The sequence below is a fragment of the Roseateles sp. Mitsp63 genome (assembly GCF_059491535.1).
The window spans coordinates 3,422,983-3,448,173 of sequence record NZ_CP168509.1 but is presented as its reverse complement, the minus strand read 5'-3'; the positions used below and the strand labels follow the sequence as shown (position 1 = coordinate 3,448,173).

At 71.2% G+C, this 25,191-nt stretch carries 15 protein-coding genes; 8 read left to right on the top strand and 7 right to left on the bottom strand.

Going from position 1 to position 25,191, the window contains the following annotated elements:
• Window positions 1-35: 35 nt before the first annotated feature.
• The gene (locus ACEN96_RS15230) at window positions 36-1,634 is read right to left on the bottom strand and encodes a methyl-accepting chemotaxis protein (RefSeq protein WP_495583935.1); all 1,599 of its coding nucleotides are present in this window, start codon (window positions 1,632-1,634) and stop codon (window positions 36-38) included.
• A gap of 797 nt (window positions 1,635-2,431) precedes the next feature.
• On the opposite strand from ACEN96_RS15230, the gene ACEN96_RS15225 reads away from it, so the two are divergent.
• Window positions 2,432-3,451, top strand: a complete 1,020-nt coding sequence (locus ACEN96_RS15225; RefSeq protein WP_495583934.1) for a hypothetical protein — start codon at window positions 2,432-2,434, stop codon at window positions 3,449-3,451.
• A gap of 283 nt (window positions 3,452-3,734) precedes the next feature.
• Here the strand turns inward: ACEN96_RS15225 and ACEN96_RS15220 are convergent, their stop codons facing one another.
• Window positions 3,735-5,135 carry a peptide MFS transporter gene (locus ACEN96_RS15220; RefSeq protein ID WP_495583933.1) on the bottom strand — a complete coding sequence of 467 codons (1,401 nt, stop codon included), beginning with the start codon at window positions 5,133-5,135 and terminating at the stop codon, window positions 3,735-3,737.
• A gap of 253 nt (window positions 5,136-5,388) precedes the next feature.
• Here ACEN96_RS15220 and yqhD point away from each other — a divergent pair, with 253 nt between their 5' ends.
• From yqhD to ACEN96_RS15205, 3 genes are all read left to right on the top strand, one after another.
• Window positions 5,389-6,552 (top strand): alcohol dehydrogenase, encoded by a 1,164-nt coding sequence (gene yqhD / locus ACEN96_RS15215; RefSeq protein ID WP_495583932.1) that lies wholly within the window; start codon window positions 5,389-5,391, stop codon window positions 6,550-6,552.
• Between the two features lie 73 nt (window positions 6,553-6,625).
• Window positions 6,626-7,531 carry an AraC family transcriptional regulator gene (locus ACEN96_RS15210; protein WP_495583931.1) on the top strand — a complete coding sequence of 302 codons (906 nt, stop codon included), beginning with the start codon at window positions 6,626-6,628 and terminating at the stop codon, window positions 7,529-7,531.
• Between the two features lie 51 nt (window positions 7,532-7,582).
• On the top strand, window positions 7,583-8,362 hold the full coding sequence (locus ACEN96_RS15205) for a polysaccharide deacetylase family protein (protein ID WP_495583930.1): 780 nt from the start codon (window positions 7,583-7,585) through the stop codon (window positions 8,360-8,362).
• On the opposite strand, the gene ACEN96_RS15200 is transcribed toward ACEN96_RS15205, so the two are convergent.
• Window positions 8,359-11,325, bottom strand: a complete 2,967-nt coding sequence (locus ACEN96_RS15200) for a ligand-binding sensor domain-containing diguanylate cyclase (RefSeq protein WP_495583929.1) — start codon at window positions 11,323-11,325, stop codon at window positions 8,359-8,361. The genes ACEN96_RS15205 and ACEN96_RS15200 overlap by 4 nt on opposite strands.
• A gap of 216 nt (window positions 11,326-11,541) precedes the next feature.
• On the opposite strand from ACEN96_RS15200, the gene ACEN96_RS15195 reads away from it, so the two are divergent.
• On the top strand, window positions 11,542-13,086 hold the full coding sequence (locus ACEN96_RS15195; protein ID WP_495583928.1) for a methyl-accepting chemotaxis protein: 1,545 nt from the start codon (window positions 11,542-11,544) through the stop codon (window positions 13,084-13,086).
• A 45-nt stretch (window positions 13,087-13,131) separates the two neighbouring features.
• Here the strand turns inward: ACEN96_RS15195 and ACEN96_RS15190 are convergent, their stop codons facing one another.
• Complete coding sequence (locus tag ACEN96_RS15190; protein WP_495583927.1) at window positions 13,132-14,166, bottom strand: expansin EXLX1 family cellulose-binding protein; 1,035 nt, start codon at window positions 14,164-14,166, stop codon at window positions 13,132-13,134.
• A 192-nt stretch (window positions 14,167-14,358) separates the two neighbouring features.
• Between ACEN96_RS15190 and ACEN96_RS15185 the strand changes: the two genes are divergently transcribed.
• Window positions 14,359-16,332 carry a phosphatase PAP2 family protein gene (locus ACEN96_RS15185; RefSeq protein ID WP_495583926.1) on the top strand — a complete coding sequence of 658 codons (1,974 nt, stop codon included), beginning with the start codon at window positions 14,359-14,361 and terminating at the stop codon, window positions 16,330-16,332.
• A gap of 14 nt (window positions 16,333-16,346) precedes the next feature.
• Complete coding sequence (locus ACEN96_RS15180; RefSeq protein ID WP_495583925.1) at window positions 16,347-17,138, top strand: NPP1 family protein; 792 nt, start codon at window positions 16,347-16,349, stop codon at window positions 17,136-17,138.
• A gap of 33 nt (window positions 17,139-17,171) precedes the next feature.
• On the opposite strand, the gene ACEN96_RS15175 is transcribed toward ACEN96_RS15180, so the two are convergent.
• Window positions 17,172-18,164, bottom strand: a complete 993-nt coding sequence (locus tag ACEN96_RS15175; protein WP_495583924.1) for a hypothetical protein — start codon at window positions 18,162-18,164, stop codon at window positions 17,172-17,174.
• A 65-nt stretch (window positions 18,165-18,229) separates the two neighbouring features.
• On the opposite strand from ACEN96_RS15175, the gene pdxR reads away from it, so the two are divergent.
• On the top strand, window positions 18,230-19,666 hold the full coding sequence (gene pdxR, locus ACEN96_RS15170) for a MocR-like pyridoxine biosynthesis transcription factor PdxR (RefSeq protein ID WP_495583923.1): 1,437 nt from the start codon (window positions 18,230-18,232) through the stop codon (window positions 19,664-19,666).
• On the opposite strand, the gene ACEN96_RS15165 is transcribed toward pdxR, so the two are convergent.
• Both ACEN96_RS15165 and ACEN96_RS15160 read right to left on the bottom strand, forming a co-directional pair.
• The gene (locus ACEN96_RS15165) at window positions 19,657-21,882 is read right to left on the bottom strand and encodes a LamG-like jellyroll fold domain-containing protein (RefSeq protein ID WP_495583922.1); all 2,226 of its coding nucleotides are present in this window, start codon (window positions 21,880-21,882) and stop codon (window positions 19,657-19,659) included. The genes pdxR and ACEN96_RS15165 overlap by 10 nt on opposite strands.
• 183 nt (window positions 21,883-22,065) lie before the next feature.
• Entirely contained in the window at window positions 22,066-24,993 is a 2,928-nt protein-coding gene (locus ACEN96_RS15160) for a diguanylate cyclase (RefSeq protein WP_495583921.1), read from the bottom strand.
• Window positions 24,994-25,191: the final 198 nt, after the last annotated feature.

Genomic DNA, 25,191 nt, shown 5'->3' with positions numbered 1-25,191 from the left:
CCTGAGGCGCTCGAGCTCGCGCGGGCGCGGGTGTCCTAGTGGCGCGGTCCGTGCCCGGCGCCCGCGCCATTGGCGAGCTTGAACAGCGACACCGCCTGCAGCAGCTGTTGCGCCTGGGTCTTCAGGCTCTCGGCTGCGGCGGCGCTTTCCTCGACGAGGGCCGCGTTCTTCTGCGTCACCAGGTCCATCTGGCTGACGGCGTCGCTCACCTGCGAGATGCCGGAGCATTGCTCGACACTGGCCGAGGCGATCTCGGCCACGATGTCGCTGACGCGCTGGATCGCGGCGACGATCTCGTCCATGGTCTTGCCGGCCTGGTCCACCAGCCCGGTCCCTTGCTCGACCTGCTGGACGCTGTTGCCGATCAGCGTCTTGATCTCCTTGGCCGCTTCGGCGCTGCGCTGCGCGAGGCTGCGCACTTCCGACGCCACGACCGCGAAGCCGCGGCCCTGCTCGCCGGCGCGGGCCGCCTCGACCGCGGCATTCAGCGCCAGGATGTTGGTCTGGAAGGCGATGCCGTCGATGACGCCGATGATGTTGCCGATCTTGCGGCTGCTGTCGCTGATGCCCTGCATGGTCGTCACCACCCGGCCGACGACCTCGCCGCCCTGCATGGCGATCGTGGAGGCGCCCTTGGCCAGCTGGCTGGCCTGCTTGGCGGCGTCGGTGTTGTTGCGTGCCGTGGCGTTGAGCTGCTCCATCGTCGCGGCGGTCTGCTCCAGCGCGCTGGCCTGCTCCTCGGTCCGGCTGGACAGGTCCAGGTTGCCCTGCGCGATCTGCGCCGAGGCCGAGGCCACCGACTCGCTGCCCAGGCGGACGCTCGCGACGGTCTGGACCAGCGCGCCGTGCATCAGCCCCAGCGCGGCATACAGCGAGGCCGTGTCCCGCGGCGCGACGGTGATCGAGCGGGTCAGGTCGCCCCGGGCGATGCGCTGGGCCTCGTCGCGGGCGGCCGCGGGTTCGCCGCCGAGCTCCGTCAGCACGGAGCGGGTGATGGCCCAGGCCATCAGCAGCGACAGGACCAGGACGGCGCTGGCGACGCCCAGCGTGGAGGCGATGGTGTGTGCGATGCGCTTCTCCGCATCGGCGCCGCCGGTGCGCATCTGGTCCTCCTGGAACACGACCATCTCCTCGACCTTGGCGAAGAACAGTTCCTGCTTGGCGCGCGCCTCGCCCAGGGAGAGCCTGGCGGCGTCCTCCCACTTGCCTTCCCGCAGCAGACGCGCCTGGTCCGCGCGTGCTCGGGCGTAGTCGGCGTGCAGTTCCACCATGGCCTTGAAGAGCTCGTTGCCCTTGTCCATGCCGATCAAGGCCCTGAGCTTGTCGAACCGCGCCTCGTTGCCGGAGACCGCGGTGTCCAGCTTGTCCAGCTGGCCGTTGACCTCGGACGGCCGCCCCAGGCTGGCGGCCACGATGGCGCTGCCCAGCATGCGCGCCTGCACGTTCACGGCGTCGTAGATGTCGCGCGACACATCGATCGTGGGATAGCGGTCGTCGACCACGCGCGAGACGGCCGCATTGATTTCCTGCAGCTGGATCCAGGCCATGGCCGCGAAGGCGAGGATCAGGGCGGAGACCAGCCCGAAGCCGAAGGTCAGCCGCCGGGCGACGGTGAGGCGGGCGAGAGCGTTCATTCGAAGCTCCTTCTTGCGGGAGGCGTGAGCGAGTCGCGCATGAACCGTTCCTGCGCGATCGGTCGTCCCAACGACTTCATGCAGCTTAGGGTCCGACCCACTGCAAGTCATCATCGGCGGCCTGCAGCCCCCCCCAATCCGATGGCCCGGCGTCCCGGCGCCCGGGGGCATGACGGCCTTTCGCGCCAGGCCTTCCGCTGGCCCGCGAATTGCATTGCTCCGCGCGCACGACATGCGAGCCGGGTTCCTCCTCCCCTCTCTGACATTCCTTGGCTGCGATGGATGACAACGTTGACAAATTTCGTCAGCGCGGTGCATCCGCATCACGGAAACATCACCGCCTCGCGTGCATGACGCTTCACATCATTCGAAAGGAAACCATGTCGTCCACTCCGAACGCCACGCCCGCGGTCCAGCGGCTCGCGCTCGCCCTCCTGATGGCCGGCCTCGCCTCCTGCGGCGGGGGCGGATCGACGACCTCGCCAGGTACCGAGGCGACGGCACCACCGCTCGGAGCGGCGCCTTCGCCCTCGCCTTCGCCCTCGCCTTCGCCTTCGCCCTCGCCTTCGCCCTCACCTGCGCCCTCGCCTTCGCCCTCACCTGCGCCCTCGCCTGCGCCCTCGCCTGCGCCCTCGCCTGCACCCTCGCCTGCGCCCTCGCCTGCACCCTCGCCTGCACCCTCGCCTGCACCCTCGCCTGCACCCTCGCCTGCACCCTCGCCTGCACCCTCGCCTGCACCTGCACCTGCGCCGGCTCCCGCGCCGGCTCCCGCGCCGTCGATCACGACGGCCCTGGGCGTGCCCAACCGGATGCTGGGTGGCCTGGGCGCTGGCAACCCGATCGCGGAGATGACGGCGCAGCAGATCCGCCCGGACATCATCGACACCTACCTGGTGGGCGTCGGTGACGGTTCCTGGTTGACCTGGAACAGTCCCAACGGCGCCTACGTCACCTATGTCTCGGCCAATGTCTCGGCCGCTGGCGCGGTGCCGATGTTCACGCTGTACCAGATGACGGCCCGGGGCGAAGGGAACCTGGCTGTGATCAATGACGCGTCCTTCATGGCCAGCTACTGGGCGCAGGTCAAGCTGATGTACCAGAAGATCGGCGCGACCGGCCTGCCCACGCTGGTCAACCTGGAGCCGGACTACTGGGGCTTCGTGCTCGCGGGCGCGCCGAACGGCGATCCGGCGCAGCTGCCGGCACGCGTGAGCCAGGTGGCGGAATGCGCGAACCAGCCGGACAACGCCGTCGGCATGGCGGGCTGCCTGCTCGCGCTCGGACGGACCTACGCGCCCAAGGCCAGGATCGGCTTCCCGCCGTCCTTCTGGGGCCGCGATGCCGCCACGGTCGGCGCCTTCATGCGGAAGCTGGGCGCGGACAAGGCCGACTTCGTCGTGGGTCAGACCAGCGACCGGGACGCCGGCTGCTTCGAGGTCTCCCCGCCGCCGGCCGAATGCGCGGGGCGTGGCAACGGTCCGTTCTACTGGGACGTGAACAACGTGGCGACGCCCAACTTCCATCAGGACCTCGCGCAGTGGGCAGCGGTGCGAAGCGCGCTCGGGAACCTGCCGATCCTGTTCTGGCAGACGCCGATGGGCGTGCCCTCGTCGACGCCGGGCGGCACGCCGGGGCACTACCGGGACAACCATGTCCAGTACATGCTGACCCACGCGAGCGAGTACACGGCCAGCGGCGTGTTCGCGATCGTGTTCAGCGGCGGTGGCAGCGGCTCGGTCAACATCACGACCGACGGCGGGCAGTTCGCGCGGCTGTTCAAGGCCTATCTGGCGAATCCCGCGCCGTTCACGCGCTGAGGCTCCCGCACTTCGCGGCGCCGCTGGCCCTCACCCCGCCCTCTCCCGCGAGCGGGCGAGGGGGCAATACCGGGCTGCCCGCGCAAGAACTCCCTCGCCCCCCGCGAGGGGGGAGAGGGCGGGGGAGAGGGGGTGCTTCGAAGGGCAGCAGCGCTGGGGCACGAGCCCCCTCTCCCCTCCCTCTCCCCGCGGGGGCGAGGGGGTTTACGACGACGTCCGGCTCTTACTCCCTCGCCCGCTTGCCGGAGAGGGCGGGCTGAGGGCCAGCGGCCGCCGCAGTCCTTCACTCCTGCGGTGCCAGCAGCCGCCCGAACAGCAGCTTCACCATCAGCAGCGCCACGCCCGCGCTGCCCACCAGTGCCGCGTGCAGCGCCCAGAACTGCGATCCCGGCAGCACGTCCAGCAACCCGGCCAGCCAGCCGACGAACGTGTTGCCGAAGAACAGATGCAGGTAGTAGATGCCGATCATGACGCCCTGCAGCCCGCGCGGCGCCGCGCGCGAGTACAGCGCCAGTCCCACCGGCATGATGTTGGCGAAGCCGATGTCGTTGACCAGCGTGTAGGCGAAGGTCCACAGGATGCTGATCTTGGCGCCTCCCGCCTCCAGGGACATCGCCGGAATCAGCAGCAGCGCCGGCGCGCCGGCCGCCACGAAGCATCCCAGCGCGATCTTGGTGATTTCGTCCGGCTCGCGGCGCCGGGCGCCCCACCAGCGCCAGAACGCGATGGAGCCCAGCATGGTCAGGAAGCTCACCGTCGCATCCACCGACTGCAGCCAGGTCACCGGCACGAGGAAGCTCCCCACGGCCATGTCCATGTACTTCTGCGACCACAGCGGATAGGCGTTGTAGAACTGCTGGTTGCCCACGATCGACAGCATCAGCAGCGGCAGGATGGCCACCAGCAGGATCACCTGCATCACGCCGCGGCGCCCGATGGGCGGACTCGGCGCGCGCGCCGCCGCCTTGCGCGCCGGTTCAGGCGGCAGGAAGCGGCGCCCGGCCAGGTACACGGACAGCCCGATCAGCATGCCCACGCCGGCCGCGCCGAATCCCCAATGCCACCCCACGCGCTCGCCCAGCGTCCCGCAGACGATGGGCGCGGCGATCACGGCGATCTGCACCGCCAGCATGAAGATCTGGAACGCGCTCGCGCGCCGCTTGTCCTCCGGCCCGTAGAGGTCGCCCACCTGCGCCGCGATGTTGCCCTTGAAGCAGCCCACCCCCAGCAGCAGGCAGCCCAGCGCCGGCAGCAGCGCCGCTTCGATCGCCATCAGGAAATGGCCCAGCGCCATCAGCAGCGCACCGACGACGACGGTCCGGGTGCGGCCCAGCACGCGGTCGGCCAGCAGGCCGCCGAAGATGGGCGTGAGATAGACGAAACCGGTGTAGAGCCCGAACACCACCGAGGCCAGCTGCTGCGTCGAGCGCGCGCCGGTGACGCTTTCGATCATCGCCCGCAGCGTGTCCATGCCGGCCACCACGCCGATGGTCTCGGGCATGAACAGGTAGTTGCTGAGGTACAGCACCAGCAGCGCCTGCATGCCGTAGTAGGAGAAGCGCTCCCACAGCTCGCAGAAGGCCAGCCAGCCCAGGCCGGCGGGATGGCCCAGGAAGGATCGGTCATGGCGGGCGGGCGCGTCGCTCGTGGCGCCGGCTGCCGCGGTCAAGGGGACGGTGGTCAAGACGAGTCCTGTGAAGTCCGGAAACGGCGCGACTGTCCCTCAACCGGCGCCGGCCGGCAATGCGCACTCGCCCGCGTGTGACGAGGGTCATGGGTCCGCGGCAGGGGCGGGACGCTCTTGCCCATTCATCCCCTCCAGAGCAGGAATGGGCAAGACGAAAGCAGCTTCATGCCTTGCCCGGACCTGGGCGACCGCGAACAATCCGCCCCATCGCATCGAATCTTCCCCGATCACCGTCACGGAGCCGACAGCCATGAACAACTTCAGCCTCAACACCCCCACCAAGATCCTGTTCGGGAAGGGCCAGATCGCCCAGCTCGGCCAGGAGATCCCCGCCGACGCCCGCATCCTCATCACCTACGGCGGCGGCAGCATCAAGAAGAACGGCGTGCTCGACCAGGTCCGCGCCGCGCTGGCCGGCCGCGCCGTGCTGGAGTTCTCCGGCATCGAGCCCAACCCGACCTACGAGACGCTGATGAAGGCCGTCGAGGTCGTCAAGGCGGAGAAGATCGACTTCCTGCTCGCCGTGGGCGGCGGCTCGGTCGCCGACGGCACCAAGTTCATCGCCGCCGCGGCGCGCTACGAGGCCTCGCAGGACCCGTGGGAGATCCTGCCGACCCACGGCGCGAAGGTCGCCGGCGCCGTGAAGATGGGCGTCGTGCTGACGCTGCCGGCCACCGGCTCGGAGTCCAACAACGGCGCCGTCATCAGCCGCCAGGCCACCGGCGACAAGCTGGCGTTCTTCTCGCCCTTCACCTACCCGGTGTTCGCGGTCCTCGACCCGGTGACCACCTACTCCCTGCCCGCCCGCCAGGTGGCCAACGGCGTGGTGGACGCGTTCGTCCACACCGTCGAGCAGTACCTGACCTACCCGGCCGAAGGCCGCATCCAGGACCGCTTCTCCGAGGGCATCCTGCTGACGCTGATCGAGGAAGGCCCGCGCGCGCTGGCCGAGCCCGAGAACTACGACGTCCGCGCCAACGTGATGTGGAGCGCGACGCAGGCGCTCAACGGCCTGATCGGCGCGGGCGTGCCGCAGGACTGGGCCACGCACATGATCGGTCACGAGCTGACCGCGATGCATGGGCTCGACCACGCGCAGACGCTGGCGATCGTGCTGCCTTCGCTGCTGGCCTACAAGAAGGAACAGAAGCGCGCCAAGCTGCTGCAGTACGCGGACCGCGTCTGGGGCCTGCGCGACGGCAGCGAGGACCAGCGCATCGACGGCGCGATCGCGGCGACGCGCGCGTTCTTCGAGCAGCTCGGCGTCGGCACGCGCCTGTCGGCCTACGGGCTGGATGGCAGCACCATCCCGGCGATCATCGCCAAGCTGAAGGAGCACGGCGGCACGGCGCTGGGCGAGCACCAGGACATCCGGCCCGAGGACAGCCAGCGCATCCTCGAAGCGGCCCGCTGATCCGGCCCCTCCCCCTCCTCCCGCGGCGCGGGCGGTCCCAGGGCCGCTCGCGCCCGATGTCCTTCGAGGCCCCATGGCGACCACCCTCAACGACAGCATCCGCCGGCGGATCATCGAGGCCGCGACCCGCTTCTCGACGGGATCCTTCTCGACGCCCTCGCCGGTGGCGGGCGTGCGCGTCCTCTACACCGAGACGCCGCACCCCCGCACGCCGGTGCTCTACGAGCCCTCCATCGTCATCGTCGCGCAGGGCGCGAAGGTGGGGCATGTCGGCGACCGGAGCTTCCGCTACGACGCCGACAACTACCTGCTGCTGACCGTCCCGCTCCCCTTCGAGTGCCAGACGATCGCGAGCCGCAAGGAGCCCTTCGTCGGCGTGTCGATCGACATCGACACCGCGATGCTGCAGGAGCTGCTGATCGACCTCGAGGACGAGGACTTCGACCGCCCGGCCACGCTGGACTGCCCCGGCGTCAACAGCGCGCGCTTCACCGAGGAGGTGCTGTGCGCGCTCGAGCGGCTGGTCGACGCGATGAACCATCCGCGCGACGCCAAGGTGCTGGGCCGGCTGATCATCAAGGAGATCATCTACCACGTGCTGTGCGGCGACAGCGGCGCGGCGCTGCAGGCGCTGGCCCATCGCCACACGCACTTCGCGCAGGTGACGAAGGCGCTGCAGCACATCGAGTCGAACTACGCCAAGCCACTGAACGTCGAGCAGCTCGCCAGGCTGGTGAACATGAGCGTGTCGGCCTTCCATCACAATTTCAAGGCGGTCACGAACACCTCGCCGTTGCAGTACGTGAAGAGCTACAAGCTGCACAAGGCGCGGCTGATCATGCTCAACGAAGGCGTGAAGGCCGGGGTCGCGGCCACCCGCGTGGGCTACGAGAGCCCGTCCCAGTTCAGCCGCGAGTTCAAGCGCTACTTCGGCGCCACGCCGCTGGACGAGGTGGCGCGGCTGAGGGCGCCGCGCTAGGCGGGCCGGCCGCGCGTCCATGCATGCAAGAAACGACATGAAGGAGACAGGATGAAAGCTGGAGCTAACCTGAGGCTGTTGCGCATGACCGCGGCGGGCCTGCTGATGGGCAGCGCCTTGGGCGCGGCCGCCGCCTGCGGCGAGGACGCGCTGGGCACCGCGCGCGTGTTGACGCTCCCGCGCGAAGCGGCGGCCTATGGCCGCGCGCAGCATGCGCCGCTGCCGCTGGCGCCGGGCGAGGTGGTGATCACCTTCGATGACGGGCCTCACCCGGAATCCACGCCGCTGGTGCTCAAGGCGCTGCAGGCCGAATGCGTGCGCGCCACCTTCTTCATGGTCGGCGAGCCGATGCGCGCGCACGCGGCGCTGGCCCGCGAGGTGAAGGCGCAGGGCCACAGCGTCGGCGTTCACGGCTGGCGTCATGAGCACTTCGCGGCCTTGACCGAGACGCAGCAGCTCGCCGACCTGCGCGCGCTCGAGGCCGCCTATCGCGAGGTCCTGGGCGGCACCGCGGCCGCCTATCGCTTTCCGTTCCTCGAGGAGACGCCGGTCCTGCGCGCTGCGCTCGCGGCATCGCGCACCACGCTGATGTCCGTGGATCTGGGCGTGGAGGACTGGGAGCCCCAGACCGCGCGGCAGATGGCCGACAAGCTGGCGCAGCGCCTGGCCGACTCGGGCGGCGGCATCGTGCTGCTGCACGATGCGCAGGACCGCACCGCGGCGGCCTTGCCGCTGCTGCTGCGCACGATCAAGACTCACGGCTACCGCGTGGTGCACCTGCAATGGGCCGATGAACCGCCCGCGGCCGGCCTGAAACCGGGCGGCAGCTAGGACGGGTCGCGCGGCGTGGCACCGGCCACCGCCTCGCCGGCCGGCGGCGCCAGCATCACCCGGTTCCGCCCCGCCGCCTTGGCCTGATACAGCGCGGCATCCGCGGCCGCGATCAGCGCCTCCGCGTCCGCGAGCGCGTCGCGGTCAAAGGCCGACGCGCCGATCGAGCAGGTCACCTGTCCCACCACCGCCATCGGCGGCGCGGTGACGCCGACATGCAGCGCCTCCAGCCGCGCGCGGTCCCCCGCGATGCGCAAGTCCAGGCCGGGCAGCACCAGCAGGAACTCCTCGCCGCCATAGCGGCCCACGGCGTCGTAGGGCCGCACCGAGGCGTCCAGGCGCCGCGCGAACTCCTTCAGCACCGCATCGCCGGCCGGATGGCCGTGGGTGTCGTTCACGCGCTTGAAGTGGTCGATGTCGGCCAGCGCGACCGTCAACGGTTCCCGCTCGCGCGCGGCGCGCGAGACCTCGCGGGCCAGGATCTCCATCAGCGCGCGCCGGTTCCACACGCCGGTCAGCGGATCGCGCAGCGCCTGCTCGCGCAGCTGTTCGCGCGAGGTCTCCAGCTCCCGCGTGCGCTCGCCCACCAGCCGCTGCAAGGTGCGCTCGTTGCGCAGCAGCGCCCTCACGCGCCACCGGTAGCTGCCATAGGACAGCAGCGCCAGCGCGGCGCAGGCCGCCGCGATCGCCGCCGTGGAGCGCCACCAAGGGGGCTGGACCTCGATCTCCAGCGCGACGATCGGCGATTGCGTGTCGAGGTCGGGATTGGCGGCCATGATCTGCAGCCGGTGCGCCCCGGGCGCGAGGCCGTCGAAACGGATGCCGCCGCGGCCGGCCTCCGTCCAGGGCAGGTCCTCGCCATCGTCGCTGCCGAGCAGCCGGTAGCTCGTGCGCAGCGAATCGCGGTTGAGCGGGCTCAGCACATGCCAGTCCACCAGCACCGGATCGCGCGAAGCGGCGGTGATCTTCGTGGCCTGCGCCGGCCAGGACCGCGCGCCGGTCCGCACCGTGTCGACCACCACCTCCAGCGTCGCCGGCACCACCAGCGCCTCCGGATGGACGATCTGGCTCACGCCGCGGCTGGTGCCGACCCAGATGGCACCGGCCACGTCCTCGTGCAAGGCGCTCAGGTTCGCGTCGGGCCACACCAGGCCCGCGGACTCGTCGAAGCGGCGCCAACCCGCCGGCGTGCGCAGCACCAGGCCGCTGTCCGTGCCGACCCAGAGCCAGCCCCGGCTGTCCTGCATCAGCGACACGATGCCGCGGCGCGTCAGCACGTCGGGCGTCAGGCGCCGGGCGGTCCAGCGGCCGCCACCGGACCGCGCGATGTGCCACAGCTGTCCCGGCTCCATCACCACCCAGACCTCGTCCGTCCCGCAGGCCAGGCTGGTGGCCCGTCCCTTCGGGAGGTCATCGACGTCCGCCGGCACCAGCCGCCTGCCCGGCGCCGTCCAGAACACGCCCTCGTGCGCCGAGACCCAGAGCTGGCCGGCGCTCCGGCAAAGGCGGTAGACGCCATTGCCCGAACGCCGCTCGTCCGCCAGCCCGTCCCAGCGTATCGGCTGCGCATCCGGCGCCTGCGGATCGATCGAGTACACGCCGCCCTGCGTCCCGATCATCAGCGCGCCCGGGGTGTCCAGCAGCAGCGCGCGGATCTCCGGCAGGCCGCGCGCGACCGCCCGCCAGCCGCGCGGACCGTCCAGACGCCGGAGCGTGCCCTCGAAGGTGCCGGACCACAGCCGCCCCGCCCCGTCGCGCGCGAAGCTCGACACGGCCTGCTCGTCCCGCGGCGCGGGCAGCAGGCGGCCGGCCCGCGCGTCGAAGAGCAGCGCGCCGCGGTTGCTGGCCATCCACAGGCTGCCCGGGTCGCCGCCGGCGAAGCCCCAGGTGTCGCCCCAGGCGCTGCCCAGCTCGGTCGTCCAGTTGCGCCAGTGGCGATAGCCGCGCCACTGGGCGACGCCCCAGCCCGTCGTGCCGAGCCACAGGTCGCCGTCGCGATCGATGTTCATCGACATCGCGTCGGCGCCGGCCCACGAGGCCGAGCGCATCAGCTGCCATTGGCCGCCGGACCAGCGGCGCAGGCCCTCGTTGGAGAACACCAGCACGCGGCCTTCCCGGTCCTCGGCGATCGGGGGCGTGCGGCAGTCGCCGACGACGTTGTCGACCACCGGGGGCGAGCCCGGCGGCGTGGCGTCGACGAAGCGCCCGGCGCCGGCCAGCCGGCGCAGGATCCGATTGCCGCTGCGTGCCCAGAGCGCGCCGTCGCTCGCCAGCAGCGCGCTGCCCCAGCATCCCGGCGGCACGCCCTGCGCGGGCCCGAGGCGTTCCAGTTCACGGCCGTTCCAATGGCACAGCGTCCGCCCGCAGCCCAGCCAGAGTTCGTTGTCGCCGACCGCCAGCAGCGAGCGCAGCGGACCGGCGCGATGCTCGTCCAGCGCCACGCGCACCTGGGCCGGGGCGCCGGGCTGCTGCGTCACGCGCAGCAGCCGGCGCTGGCTGAGCACCCACACGCCATCGGGCGCCGTCGCCAGCGTCGCGCCGGTGTCCACCGGCACCGACTCGCCGACGCGCGTGGCGTGGGTCTCGCCTGGGTCGAGCACGAACAGCTGCTGCCGCATCCCGATCCACAGCCGGCCGCGGGCATCGGCCGCGAGCGCGGCCACGATGGTGTCCTGCAAGGGCTCGGCCACCACGTCCATGGGCTCCACGCGCTCGCCGGCGTAACGGTACAGGCCGTTCTCGGTGCCTATCCACAGCCGGTGATCGCGATCGTGGGCCAGCGCGGTGACGGCCATGTTGGTCAGGCCATCCTTGTTCTGCAGGAAGCGCAGCGCCGGCGTCTGCGCGGCGGCCAGCGCCGCGCATCCCCACAGGGCGGCGGCGGCCAGCAGCCGCAGCGTCAGCCGCAACGACAACCGCCACAGGCGCGCGGACAGCACGCGCTCGATCCAGGGCCAGCACATGACACGCATCTCGCCGCGCCGCTCCTTCCAATGCGGGACAAGCGGCAATATTCCCATAGCCGGCAAGTGGCCGGCAGGTGGAAACTCACGCCATGGCGATCGTGGCGCCAATGCCTCATCGGATAGGACTTTCCATGGGGCATGCGCTACGAGGCTGCGGTTCAATGTCGCGGAGATCCACGTGCGCGGGCACGTCCCCTTCCATCGGAGACCATCTTGACCACATTCGCCAACCTGAAGATCGGCATGCGTCTGGCCCTGGGATTCGCCGCGGTGATCGCGCTGCTCACGCTGCTGGCGGTGATCGGCGTCAGCAAGATCGCGGCGGTCGAGACCAACACCGAGGTCATCCTCCATGACCGCTTCGTCAAGGTGAAACTGGCCCAGTCCATCGAGAACGAAGTCAACAAGCAGCTCCGCGCGATCCGCACCGCGCTGATCGCCTCCGACCGCGCGGTCGTCGACGGCGAGCTCGGCAAGCTCGAGGCCTCGCTCCCCGTGGTCGCCAAGGCGATCGACCAGTTGTCCGCGACCGTCCACAGCGAGCGCGGCAAGGCGGCCCTGAACAAGCTGATCGAGAGCCGCTCGCGCTTCCGCGAGAAGGAGGGCCGCCTGCTCGAGATGGCCAAGGCCGGCAAGATCGACGAGGGCCGGATCTACCTGGTGTCGGAGATCCTGCCGGCGCAGACCGTCTACCTCGCCGCGGTCGAGGAGTTCGGGGTGTCGCAGGCCGACGGCATGGAGGAGTTCGGCGCGCAAGCCGCCGCGCTGGCGCATGGCGCCAAGACGCTGATGATCATGCTGTCGGTGATCGCCGTGCTGCTCGCGGTCGGCATCGCGCTGCTGCTGACGCGCTCGATTACGCGCCCGATCGCCGCGGCGGTCCACGTCGCCCAGACGGTGGCGGCGGGCGACCTCACCTCGCGGATCGACACCCGCGCCCGCGACGAGACCGGGCAGTTGCTGACCGCGTTGAGCGCGATGAACGAGAACCTGGTGCGCATCGTCGGCCAGGTGCGCCTGACCAGCGACTCGATCGCCACGGGCTCCCATCAGATCGCCACCGGCAGCATGGATCTGTCGCAGCGGACCGAGGAACAGGCCTCCAGTCTCGAGCAGACGGCGTCCGCGATGGAGCAGGTCGCGGCGACCGCGCTGCGCAGCGCCGATTCCGCGCGCGACGCCTCGTCGCTGGCCACGACGGCCAGCGCGACCGCGACGCGCGGCGGCAATGCCGTGGCCGAGATCGTCTCGACGATGCGCGACATCAGCGCGAGTTCCAGCAAGATCGCCGACATCACCGGCGTCATCGACGGCATCGCGTTCCAGACCAACATCCTGGCGCTGAACGCGGCCGTGGAGGCGGCGCGCGCGGGGGAACAGGGCCGCGGCTTCGCGGTGGTGGCCGGCGAGGTCCGCACGCTGGCGCAGCGCGCGGGCACCGCGGCCAAGGAGATCCGCGCGCTGATCGGCGAGAACGTCAGCCGCGTCGAGGCGGGCTCGCGCCTGGTCGAGGGCGCCGGCAGCACGATGGACGAGATCGTGCGGCAGATCCAGCAGGTGGCGCAGCTGATCGCCGAGATCGGCACCGCCACCGACCAGCAGAGCCTGGGCATCGGCGAGGTCAGCAAGGCGGTGCAGGTGCTGGACCAGGTGACCCAGCAGAACGCCGCGCTGGTGGAGGAGTCCGCCGCCGCCGCGGACAGCCTGAGTCAGCAGGCCCGCCGGCTGACCGAGGTGGTGGGCGCCTTCAAGCTGTGACGGACGGGGCCGCCGGGCGCGCGGCCCGAGGCTCCGCGTCCGTGCTCAGCGGTTCGCGCAGAACCCGAAGCTGGTGTTCGCGCCGGCCTGCAGCGTCTGGTTCCAGGACACGCCCAGGGCGCTGGCCGTCGCGCCGCTCTGCGTGACCGTGGCGTTCCAGGCCGTGTAGACCGAGCCGGTCACCGGGAACGACACCGTCCAGTTCAGCGGCGTCGCATTCGGGTTGGTCACGGTGACATTGCTGCAGTAGCCCTGGCCCCAGTCGTTGGCCACGCTCACGGTGACGGTGGCGGGCTGCGGCGGAGTCGCCGGCGGCGTCGGCGGCGTCGGCGAGTTGCCGCCTCCACCGCCGCCACTGCCCGATCCAGGCTTGGGCAGCACCGCGGGGAACTGCTGGCCGAGGTCGATCTCCGTCGTCACCGCCAGCGCAACACCTGACGCCAGCAATTGCTGACCGAAGACATCGGTGATCCGGATGTCATAAGGCCCCGGTCCCATGCCGCTCGGCGCGATGAAGTAGTTGTACATCTCGCGGCCCAGCGTCATGAATGCACCGCCGCTGCTGGGCCGGTACTCGAGCGTCGCCACCGGGCTGCTCTGGTCGCGCACCTGCACGCCGGTCCACCACTGGCTGGACCCTTCCTTGAAGAAGAGCTTGGCCGAGCGGGCCGGGCACGACACATAGCGCCAGCTGATCGGGATGCGGCCCGCCTCGATCGGCGAGATCTTCGCGAAGGCCTCCTGCGACAGGTCCACGTCGCCGGGCGCGCACTCCGGGCAGCGGTCGTCGACGCGGGCCGTCACCGACTGCTGGGTGTTGAGGTTGGTGACTTCGATGCAGGCGCCGCAGGCCTGCGCGGTGTTGTAGTCGGCCGTGTTCATCGCCACGGTCAGCAGCTCGGTGGGCTTGGGCAGCGAGCAGTTGCCGCCCCCGCCATACCCATAGAAGGTGCCCTGCCCGGTGTGGGTCTGCTGGTAGTTGCCCTGGGCCGTGGCGATGAGCGGCAAGCCCGCCGACAACAGGCCGCCCGCGAGCAGCGGCACAAGCGCGCGGCGATGGGCCGCATGTGGTGAAGTCATGGTGATCTCCCTTCGTTGAACCTCGTCGAACCTCGATGAACACGGTTGAAAGCGTCAAGCAGCGCGAGTGTCCGGACTTCCCTCGCAAGCCCTGGTGAGATTGGGTAACGCCATATGACTGCGTTGTCATCGCCAGGACATGCAGGCTGCCTAGAGTGCGCACCCGTTCTCAGCCTCCCCTTTCTTCCTCGCATGTCCAGCACCAATTTCCAACCCAAGCGCAACGCGCTGTGGCTCGCCCTCCTCCCCGTCCTCGTGCCCGCGCTGCTGCTGGGCGCCTGCTCCTCCGATGACGACAACCAGGACGCGCCGCTGGTCGTTCCCGCCGCGCCCAAGGGCCTGGGCACGGTCGACACCGCCACGGTGCAGGACGAGACCCAGGTTCCGCCCTTCATCGACAACATCGCGAGCAACCAGCGCGGCGATGCCCGCTACGCGACGCTGCAGACCAACGCCGGCGTGCGCGTGGTCGCGGGCTTCCTCGACATCTGGCAACCGAGCACGCTGCTGGTCGATGCCGGCGTGACCGCGCCGGCGCGCGACGGCTTCGCGGCCGTGGCGACGTCCGCGTGGTCCGGCATCCCCGGCGACGCGACCGACGGCAAGGTGCTCAACGCCGCCGTGCATGCCGCCAACGTGCAGTACGTCGTGGACGCGACCGCGCGCCGCACGCCGGCGCAGGAAGTCGCCGCCTACCTCGACGACCGCCGCAACAAGGGCTACAGCATCGGCGACGGCATGGGGCCGCTGACGGCGGCCTGGCGCACGCTCAGCGAGCAGACGACCACCATCACCGACATCGCCCCGGACGCGACCACGGTGCTCTACAACGACAAGGGCAACGACATCGGCAACGCCGGCGCCGCCAACAGCCATGGCTTCGGCGCGGCGATCGACCTGGTGGGCAACATCGGCAACAACGCCTCGACCGAGCCAGCCAAGCGCTTCTACAAGTACGCGCGGCCCTGGCGCTGGAGCGCCAGCGTCAAGGTGGTGCCGGCCCTGGAGCCCGCCAAGAGCGGCACGCCCACGACCGACGGCGGCTTCATCAGCGGCCACACCGCGGAAGGCGTCCGCAAGGCGCTGGCGATGGCCTACCTCGTGCCCGAGCGCTATCAGGAGATGGTGACCCGCGCGCTCGTGCTGGGCGAGAACCGCATCCTCGCGGGCATGCATTCGCCGCTGGACGTGGTCGGCGGCCGCATCCAGGGCGTCGCCGCGGCGGCGGCCAACCTGGCCACCGATCCCAACAAGTCCGGCCGCCAGGCCGCCTACGCCCAGGCCCACACCGCGCTGATGGCGGCCGTCGGCGCGAAGGACGGCGCGGCGCTGCAGGCCTACGCGCACTCGCTGCCGGCCTCGCAGGATGCCTACGCGGACTACGCCACCAACAAGGCGACGGTGCAGCGCCTGATGACCTTCGGCCTGGCGCCCATCGGCGCGACCACCAAGGCCGCCGTCGTGCCCAAGGGCGCGGAAGTGCTGCTCGAGACCCGCCTGCCCTACCTGAGCGCCGACCAGCGCCGCGTGGTGCTGAAGACGACCGCCCTGCCCTCCGGCTCGCCGGTGATGGACGACGCCGAAGGCTGGGGCCGCCTGAACCTCTTCGCCGCGGCGGACGGCTACGGCGCCTTCGATGGCGACGTCAGCGTCACGATGGACGCGGCCCAGGGCGGCTTCCAGGCGCTGGACACCTGGCGCAACGACATCCGCGGCGCGGGCAAGCTGACCAAGCTCGGCAGCGGCACGCTGGTGCTGGCCGGCGGCAACAGCTTCAGCGGCGGCACGCAGGTCTCGGCCGGCGTGCTGCGCGCCGACAGCGCCAAGGCGCTCGGCGCGGGCGACGTGTATGTCGACACCGGCACGCTGATGACGCAGGCCGCCACGCCGGTGGCCGTCACCAACTACACGCAGCTGGCCGGCGGCACGCTGGAGCTGCATGTCGGCGCCTCGGGCGCGGGCAGCCTCGCGGCGCAAGGCAACGTGGTCATCGCCGGCGGCACGCTGACGCTGAAGTTCCAGCCCGGCTTCACGCCGCGCAGCGGCGACACCGTCACCCTGATCCAGGCCGCGTCGCTGAAGGGCGTGTTCGACAAGGTCGTCGCCGACGGCTACACGGTCACGGCGAACTACACCGCCACCGGTCTCCAGATCCGCATCAACTGACGAGGACCCGCTGCATGCATCGCTTCCGACTCGCGTCTCTGACGCTGCTGGCCGCGCTGGCCGCCACGGCCGCGCACGCCGACGACTTCCCCGCGCTGTCGGCCGCCTGGCCGGCCAACGTGCCGATCGCGGCCAACTACCCGCTGTTCGACTTCGACACCGACGGCTGCCTGCCGAGCGCCGGCATCAGCCGCGGCGGCCAGCAGAACGGCGGCCTCAAGACCTCCGGCGGCATCACCGCCGGCTGCCGCCGCTCGGACTTCCTGGACTACTCGAACACGCTGCACCGCCATGCCTGCGTGAGCAGCGGCGGCAACGTGTACTGCGGCCACTTCTACGCGCTGTACTTCCTGAAGGACCAGGTGACGCCGTTTGGCGGCGGCCATCGCCACGACTGGGAGCACGCGGCCATCTGGACCGTGAACGGCGTGGTCACGCATGCGGGCTACAGCGCGCACGGCAAGCTGTCCAACGCGGAGGTGAACACGCTGGCCGTGCAGAACGGGCATGTGCGCTTCGTCTATCACAAGGACGGCGCGCTGACGCACGCGATGCGCTTCGCCGGCACCGGCGAGCTGGCCGCCGAGAACCCGTATGGCCAGTGGGTGACGCCGGCGATCATCAGCTGGACCACGATGACCGGCGACGGCGTCAGCAACGCGACGCTGCGCGGGCTGTTCAACAGCTACGACTACGGCTCGGGCAACGTGCCGGTCAAGGACAGCAACTTCCTGGGCAACCTCAACAACGGCCGGCCCGCCGGCTATCCGGAGTTCACGCCGGCTAGTCTGGACGCGGCGCGCTGAGTCCGGAGCCGCCGCCCGAGGTGGTCCGCCATCTCAGGCGGCGGCGATCCGCGCGCCACACAGGCCGGCGAGGATCAGCGCCGCGCCCGTCGCCGACGCGAGCAGGCCCCCAGCCCAGGCGCGATCGACGAGCCGCTCCCGCGCGCCATGCGCCAGCAGCACCGCGCGCAGGCCACAGGCCAGGTGCGCCAGCACGCAGAACACGCCCAGCGCGTAATGCGGCACGAGGCGGATGTTCCAGGCGTCGGGCAACAAGCCCTCGGGCGCGCCGGACGCCCAGCGCCAATCGGTCTCGGTGCCATGCAGCCAGCGGGCCGACACCAGCGCCGAGTTCATGTGCGTCAGCGCGAAGACGCCGATGTACACGCCGGTCGCCACCTGCACGGCGCGAAAGCCGTCGATGGCGCGCCGGCTCCAGCGGCGCGCCAGCCAGGCTCCCAGCGCCAGCTGCGACAACAGCGCAAGCACCAGCAAGGCCTCCACGGCGGGCAGCCGATAGAGCTGGCGGCCCCATTGCATGACGGCCCGGTGCATGTCCGGCCCGAGCCACCCGGCCAGGTGATTCGACAGGTGGAAGCCGATGAACACGAGGATCAGCGCCGCGAGCACGCCATGCGCGACCCGCGCCGCGGCGGCGGGGACGGACATGGCGGGCGGCGCTGCCGTCCGTGAGCCCGTGATCGTCCAGACACCGGCCAGCAGCCACGCGATCACCCAGGCCACGGTCTCCGGCACCGGGCGGCCCAGCACGCCGAGCAGGAAGGCGATGAACACGAACATCGGAGGCGCCGCGGCGGCGAGCAAGGCCAGCGTGCGCGCACGGTGCTCAAGCACCGATTCAGGCGCCCTTCCCGCCGCGCGGAGCCACAGCGCCGCGGATGCCAGCGGCATCGCGAAGGCACCAAGCAGGAGCAGCGCGGCAAGCGGCCACGGGACCGCTCGGCTGAATGCCGCATGGAAGGCCTGCAGCCAGAACGGATAGGCCATCGCCGTCAAGGCGGGCAGGAAGGTCGGGACATGTCGCATGACCCGCACTCTCCTGGAGAATGGCCCGCCGACACAGGGCCATTTCCTCGCGATCCGACTGAGCCATGATCCCGCCGACCCCACCCGCGATGCCTCCACTGGTGTCCGCATCGGACCAGCCGCTCCAGGAGCAGGTCTATCTGCGCCTGCGTGAGGCGATCGCCGAAGGCCGTCTGGCGCCCGGCGAGCGCTTGCCTTCGACCAGAAGCCTCGCGGCGCAGCTCAACGTGTCGCGCGGCACCGTGGACGCCGCCTATGGGCGGCTGGCCGGCGAAGGTTGCATCGTCGGGCGCGGCGCGGCGGGCACGATCGTGGCGCCGGGCTTCGGGGCGGAGCGCGCGGCTCCGGGATCGACGCCGCCCACCGCCTCGGCGCTGCCCGCGTTCACGCCTCCCGACGACTACCTCTGGCCGCTGCGGGGTGGCGTGCCGGCCGTCGATCTCTTTCCGCGCAAGCTGTGGTCGGGTCTCGCGGCCAAGGCGGCGCGGCAGCTCGACGAAGCCCGCTTCTGCTATCCCGATCCACGCGGACTGCCCGGGTTGCGCGCCGCCATCGCGGCCTACCTGCAGGTGTCGCGCGGCATCGCGTGCGGCGCGGATCAGATCTTCGTCACGGCCGGCTATCAGGCGGCGCTTCAGCTCGTGATCGGCCTCATCGGCCTGCGACCTGGCAGCGAGGTGTGGTTCGAGGATCCCGGCTATCGCTTCGCGCGCCGGGCGCTGGAAGCGGCGGGCCTGCGCCTGGCTCCAATCCCGGTGGACGCGGCCGGCATGGACGTCGGCCATGCCACGCGCCGTCACCCGTCAGCGCGGCTGGCCGTCGTGACGCCAGGGCATCAGAGTCCGATGGGCGTGACGCTGTCGGCGCCCCGCCGGCAGGCGCTGCTCGATTGGGCGGACGCCACTGGCGGCTGGGTGCTCGAGGACGACTACGACAGCGAATTCCACTACGCCGGCCGCAAGCCGCCGGCGCTGAAGGGCATCGATCGGGGCGACCGCGTGTTCCATGCGGGGAGCTTCAGCAAGACGCTGTTCCCCGGTCTCCGGCTGGGTTGCCTGGTCGTGCCCGCCGCGCAGGTCGAGGCCGCCATCGCCGCGTGCGAGCTGTCGACCCGCGGGCATGCGCCGCTGGAGCAGGCCACGCTGGCCGCCTTCATGACCGAAGGCCATTACGCCCGGCATCTGAGACGCATGCGGCTGCGTTACGCGGAGCGCAGCATCGCGCTCACCGAAGCGCTGCGGCGCGCCTTTGGATCAGGCATCGAGCTGGCCGCGCCCGAAGGCGGGCTCACGTTGCTCGCGCGCTTCCCGGGTCGCGAGGCCGATGCCGAACTTGTGCGGCGGGCCCGCGCCAACGGACTGGCGCCCGCGGCGCTCTCCGCGCACGGGGTCGCGATGGACCCGAGCCAGGGGCTGTTGATGGCCTTCACCAACGTCCGGCCCGATCAGGCGGACGAGGTCGCGCGGCGCTTGCGCGCCGCCCTGGATGGCACTCAGGCCTGAGCCAGCGCCTGGATCTGCGCCGCGGACAGCGCGCCCCCATGGATGCGGAAATCCTGCAGCCGGCCATTGAAGTACGGGTCCTGCCCGTACTGCGCTCGCCCCAGCCAGTTCTGCCCGGTGCGGCCCAGTTGATACGGCGCCAGGTCCATCGTCGCGATCGAGGCCGCCGCCGCGCCGTCGACGTAGAGCGTGCAGGTCCTGTCCTTGAGCGTCATCGCCAGATGCACCCAGCGGCCCTTGGCCAGCGGTCCGGTCGACACCGTCTGCTCGCCGAAGTAGGTGGTGTTGGTCACGCTCACCCGCATCGTGTCCGGGCTCACCAGCAGCGTCAGATAGGTGATGTCGCTCGAGCCGAAGTCGAAGACGCGCGCGCTGCCCTTGCCCACGCCGTTCCACCAGACCCAGCCCGAGATCGTGACGTCGCCGACGCCGGCCAGCACGCCTTCCGGCAGCGAGAGATAGCCGCTCGCGCCGTCGAGCGCGAGCGCCTTGGTGCCGGCCTTGCGGCCATCGCCCCAGGAGGCGCCGCCATTGAGCGTGCCCGCGAGGCCGCGGCCGCCGACATCGCGCGCCGTCGTGCCCTGTCCGTCGTCCAGCGGCAGGCTCAGCAGCACGGGCGCGCCCAGGTCCACCGTGGACGTGGCCGAGGTCGCCAGCGTCGCGCCCGCGCCGTCGAGCGCGCGGATCTGGTACTGCCACCGGCCCTGGCTGACCGCGGTGTCGGTCCAGGTGTTGAGCTCACCGGCCTGGATGCGGCCTAGCTCGGTGTAGGCGCTCGAGCCCGCCGGCGCGCGCATGACCGCATGCGCCGCGGCATCCGCGCTGCCCCACCAGGACAGCTGCGCCGCGCCGCCGCGCACGATCGCCTGGAGCCCGGCCGGCGCCACGCGCGACACGTCCGCGTCGCGCGAGAAGGTCAGCGTGCCGAAGCTCAGGTCGTCCCCGAGCCAGGTGTTGCCCTCCGGCCGCAGTTGCGCCGCCAGCGCGCTCACCCACGGCGCCGCCAGGCCCTTGCGCTTCACGTAATGGTTGTAGATCGGCTCCCAGCACGGACGTCCGTTCGGGCGCCCGCCATCGGACACGGCCGTGAAGGTGCCCTGCCGGTTGCTGTAGACGTAGAACGGCAGCGTGTAGAACGCGCCCGCCGCATCCTTCAGGTTGGACTTGGCGACGTACTCGGCGCCGGCGAGCAGCCGGTTGTCGTCCATGCCGTAGAGATCGTCGCCCTGGTTCCAGGCCATCTCGCACAGGTAGCCGGCCATGCCCAGGCTCAGCGTCGAATGGCCCTGGTCGCGGCCGCTCTCCTGCCATTGGCCCATGTGGCCGGGATGGCGCGCGTAGACCATGTGCTGCGACGCGCCGTTGCCGCGGCCGCGGTTGAAGTAGTCCAGCGCCTCCTGGTAGACATCGGCCCGGTCGGCGAAGACGCCGATGGCCAGCATCCCCGCCAGGCTCACCAGGTCCCAGTTGGCCCACTGGTTGGTGATGTTGGTGCTGTTGTGGTCCTTCAGGAAGCTGCTCTGCAGCGGATAGAAATGCGTCAGCAGCCACTGCTTGCACGCGGCCTGGTCGGCGGCGCTCCAGCCGGCGTGGGTGCGCAGGATCTCGGCCGCGTTGGCCCATTGGTAGCCGTAGATGCCCGCGGCGAGGAAGCGGTCGCCATTGCCGGTGAGCGTCGTCATCGTCGTCACCCAGGCATTGACGTAGCGCACCGCCTGGTCGGCGTAGGTGACGTCGTTGGTCACCTTCCAGCGCAGCGCCAGCTGATAGGCGCGCTGCACGTCCTCGACCATCGCGCGGAAGTTCTCGCCGTCGCCGCCGCGGATGGCCGTCACCACCGGCTGCGGATCGCGGCCGAGCTGCGCACGGCCGCTCGAGGTCAACGCCCGCAGCCCGGAGACCCAGGGCTCGCGTCCGGCCGCGAGCTGCGCGCGCATGCGGGTGAAGTCGGCTTCGGTGTGCAGCAGGCCCGGGTGCTTGAAGACGCGGGCGCCGGGTGTGGCGCCGCTGGCCGCCGTGCCGCCGGCGGTACCACTGGTGCCGCTCGTGCCGCTCCCGTCGACGCCCGCCGGACCGCCCGCCGCCGCGGCCCCATCCGACCCGCTCGAGCCGCAAGCCGCCAGGCCGAAGGCGGCACCACCGGTGACGAGGGTCTGACGCAGCCACTGGCGGCGGTTGCTGGTGGATGCGAGCCACGCGTCGAAGTCGAAGTCCATCACGATCGGAATGCCTCAGTCCAAGGGAGAGAGAAAGCGCGACGCCCGGCTCGCAGGCGCGAGCGCGCCGCGCATCTTGTTCCGACATCGTTGTCAGGCCGCCTGCTGTTTCACTCTGTGACCGCTTGCCGTCGGAGTCGCACAACATCCGGCAAGGCCTGCCCCCGACTTCTCACCAAAGAATCACGACGCGATCACGGACCGGTTCCGACCGCCATGCTTGGCGTCGTAGAGCGCCGCGTCGACGCCCTCGATCAACGCCTCGAGCGACGCATCGCCGCCCGCTTCCACGCCGATCGCGCCGGCGCTGCAGGTCGCGGTCAGCGGCCCGCCGGCGCCGATGTCGAAAGGCTGCGCGCCCACGCTGCGCTGCAGGTGCTCGACCCGCCGCCGGCCGTCCTCCTGCGCCAGCGACATCCCCGGCAGCAACAGCAGGAACTCCTCGCCGCCCCAACGGCCGATCGCGTCGTAGTCGCGCATCGCCAGGCGCAGCCGTTGCACCAGCTGCACCAGCACCGCGTCGCCGGCCGGATGGCCGTGCGTGTCGTTGATGCGCTTGAAGTGATCGACGTCGATCAGCATCAAGGTCATTGCCGCCTCGCCGCGCCGCACCCGCGCCAGCTCCCGTGCCGCCATGTCGGCGATCGCGCGCCGGTTCATCGCGCCGGTCAATCCGTCGGTCAGCGCGAGCGTGCGCATCTGCTCGTAGGAATCCTTGAGCTCCGCCGTGCGCAGTCCCACGAGGGCCTCGAGCTCGCGCTGCCGGCGCACCCAGGCGCGCATCCGCCAGCGATAGACCAGCGCCACCAGCGCCGCCGCCATCGCGGCATAGGCGGCCCAGGCCCAGGCGCTGCGCCACCAGGGCGGACGGATCTCGAAGGACAGCGACGCGATGCCGGAGACCACGCCCAGGTCCGGGTTCTCCACCTGGGCCTCGAAGACGTAGCGTCCGCCGGCCAGCGCGGGAAAGCTGACGTCGTCATGCCGCGTCGTGCTCCATTCCTCGCTCAGCCCGCGCAGCCGGTAGCGCACCTGTTGCGCCGGCCGGTTCATGAAGGCCGGCGCGGCCCAGGCGATCTGCAGCGCGCCGGCCGACCAGTCCGCGGTCCAGGCGCGGTCGCGCGGCATGGACCGGCCATCGCGCGCCACCTGCGTGAAATGCAGGTCGACCCGCACGGGGTCGAGCAACCGCTCGGGCGCCATCACCTGCGTCGCGCCGCGGCTGGTGCCGATCCAGATGCCGCCGGACGCATCCTCATGGAGCGCGCCCTGGTTGCAGTCGTTCCAGCCCAGGCCATTGCTCTCATCGAAGCGCCGCCACGCGCTGCCGTTCCAGACGAGCACGCCGTCGTCGGTCGTCGCCCACAGCCAGCCGCGGCGGTCGGACAGCAGGGCCATCACCGAGCGCCGCCCCAGCGCCGTTTCACTCGGCAGCGCCTGGGCGCGCCAGGTCCCGCCGCTGCCGGAGATCCGCCACAGGCGCCCGTCGCGCGTGCCCGCCCAGACCGTGCCGTCGCGGCCGCAGGCGATCTGCTCGACCGCCAGGCCGGTTGGCAGGTTGGCGACCTTGGGTTGCGTGATGCCGGACGCCGCGTCATGGGCCATCAGCCCCGCCGACGTGGCGAACCAGGTTCTGCGCGGCGGTGTCGTGCAGGCGGCGAAGACCGTCATCGACAGTGCGCGCCGCGGGTCCATGCCCGGCGCGGGAAGCAGCTTCGGATGCGCGGCGCCGGTCTCCGAAGGGGGCACCGCATACAGCCCCTTGTCCGCCCCGACCCACACACCGCCATCGGGGGTGGCGTGCAGCATCAGCACCAGCGGCAGGCCTGCGGCCACGCGCTGCCATGCGTCGCCGCGCAGGCGGAGCAGCTCGCCCGCGTACGTGGCCATCCACACCTGGCCCGACGCATCCCGCGCGAGTCCGCCGACCTGGTCGGACGTGCCGCGCCGCGGCAGCGTGACCGGCGACGCGCCCGCGCCCGCGGTGTCGATCAGGGTCACGCCGCGGCCGGTGCCCAGCCACAGCCGGCCGTGCGAATCGTCCAGGAATGACCAGACATCGTCGCTGCCCACGCCCTGACGGCGCGTCCAGTGGCGCCAGTGTTCATAGCCGCGCCAGTGCACCAGCCCGTGCCCGGCCGTGCCGATCCACAGGTCGCGATCGCGATCCTGCAGGATCGCGTGGATGCCGCCGGGCTCCAGCTCCTGCGCCTCGCCGAAGCGCGTCCAGCGGCCCGATTCCCAGCGCAGCAGGCCGGCGTCGCTGGACGTCAGGATGCGGCCCTGGCGGTCCTCCACCAGCGGCTGGTGCAGCAGCACGGTGCCTTGGCTCAGGTGCTTCGGGGTGAGGTCCTCGAAGCGCGGTTCGCCCGGCGCCGCGCGCAGCACCTGCTCCTGGCTGCGCGCCCACAGCGCGCCATCGCGCGCGCGCAGCAGGTTGGCCCAGCGCGCGGGCTTCACGCCGTCGCGCTCGCCGAAGCGCCGCAGCGTCCCGCCCTGCCAGTGGCACAGCGCCTGGCCGCAGCCCATCCACCAGCCGCCGCCCGGCTCCGCCAGCACGGCATGAATCGCCGTCAGCGACGGCTCTCCGTCGCGCAGTTCTTGCGGGAAGGCCAGTGAGGCGCGCAGGCGCCCGTCGGCGGGATCGCGCCGCACCGCATAGAGGCCATCGAACGCGGCCACGAGCGCACCGCCATCCGCGGTGGCGGCGATCGCGCGCTGCCCCTGGCGCACGACGACCTTGGGCTGCCCCATGTCGACGGGCTCCAGTCCGCGCTCGTCCAGATGGAAGACGCCGTTGATCATCGCGACCCAGAAGCCGCCCCGGCCGTCGGGCGCCATGCCGCTCACGAGCCGGTTGCCGATCGGCGCGTCCCGCTCGTCCACGCGGGAGATCCGGGCGCCGTCGTGGCGGTACAGGCCGTTCTCCGTGCCGATCAGCAGGCGGCCATCAGGCATCTGCATCAGCGCGGTCACCGCCAGATTGGACAGGCCGTCCGACTGGGTGTGATGGGTGAGCGCGAGACCCTGCGCGAGCGCGCCGGTCGCGAGCCCCGCGGCGGCCACGCCGCCGGCGATGGATCGGAAGAAGCGGCGCAGCCGCTTCAGCATGCGGGGGTCCTTGTCCTGCTCAACGCTGGTCTCCTGGCCCGGGGCTCACCATGCGTCCGGACTATGCCTCGCTTCTCCGCGGCGTCGCGCCCGGATGCGCTCCTCGGCGCGTTCACTTTTGCTCACGGGGACATTCACGCCGATCAGGGAAAACCTGTGTAGGATGGCCGCCGATGCAAATCGTTCGCATTTGCATCT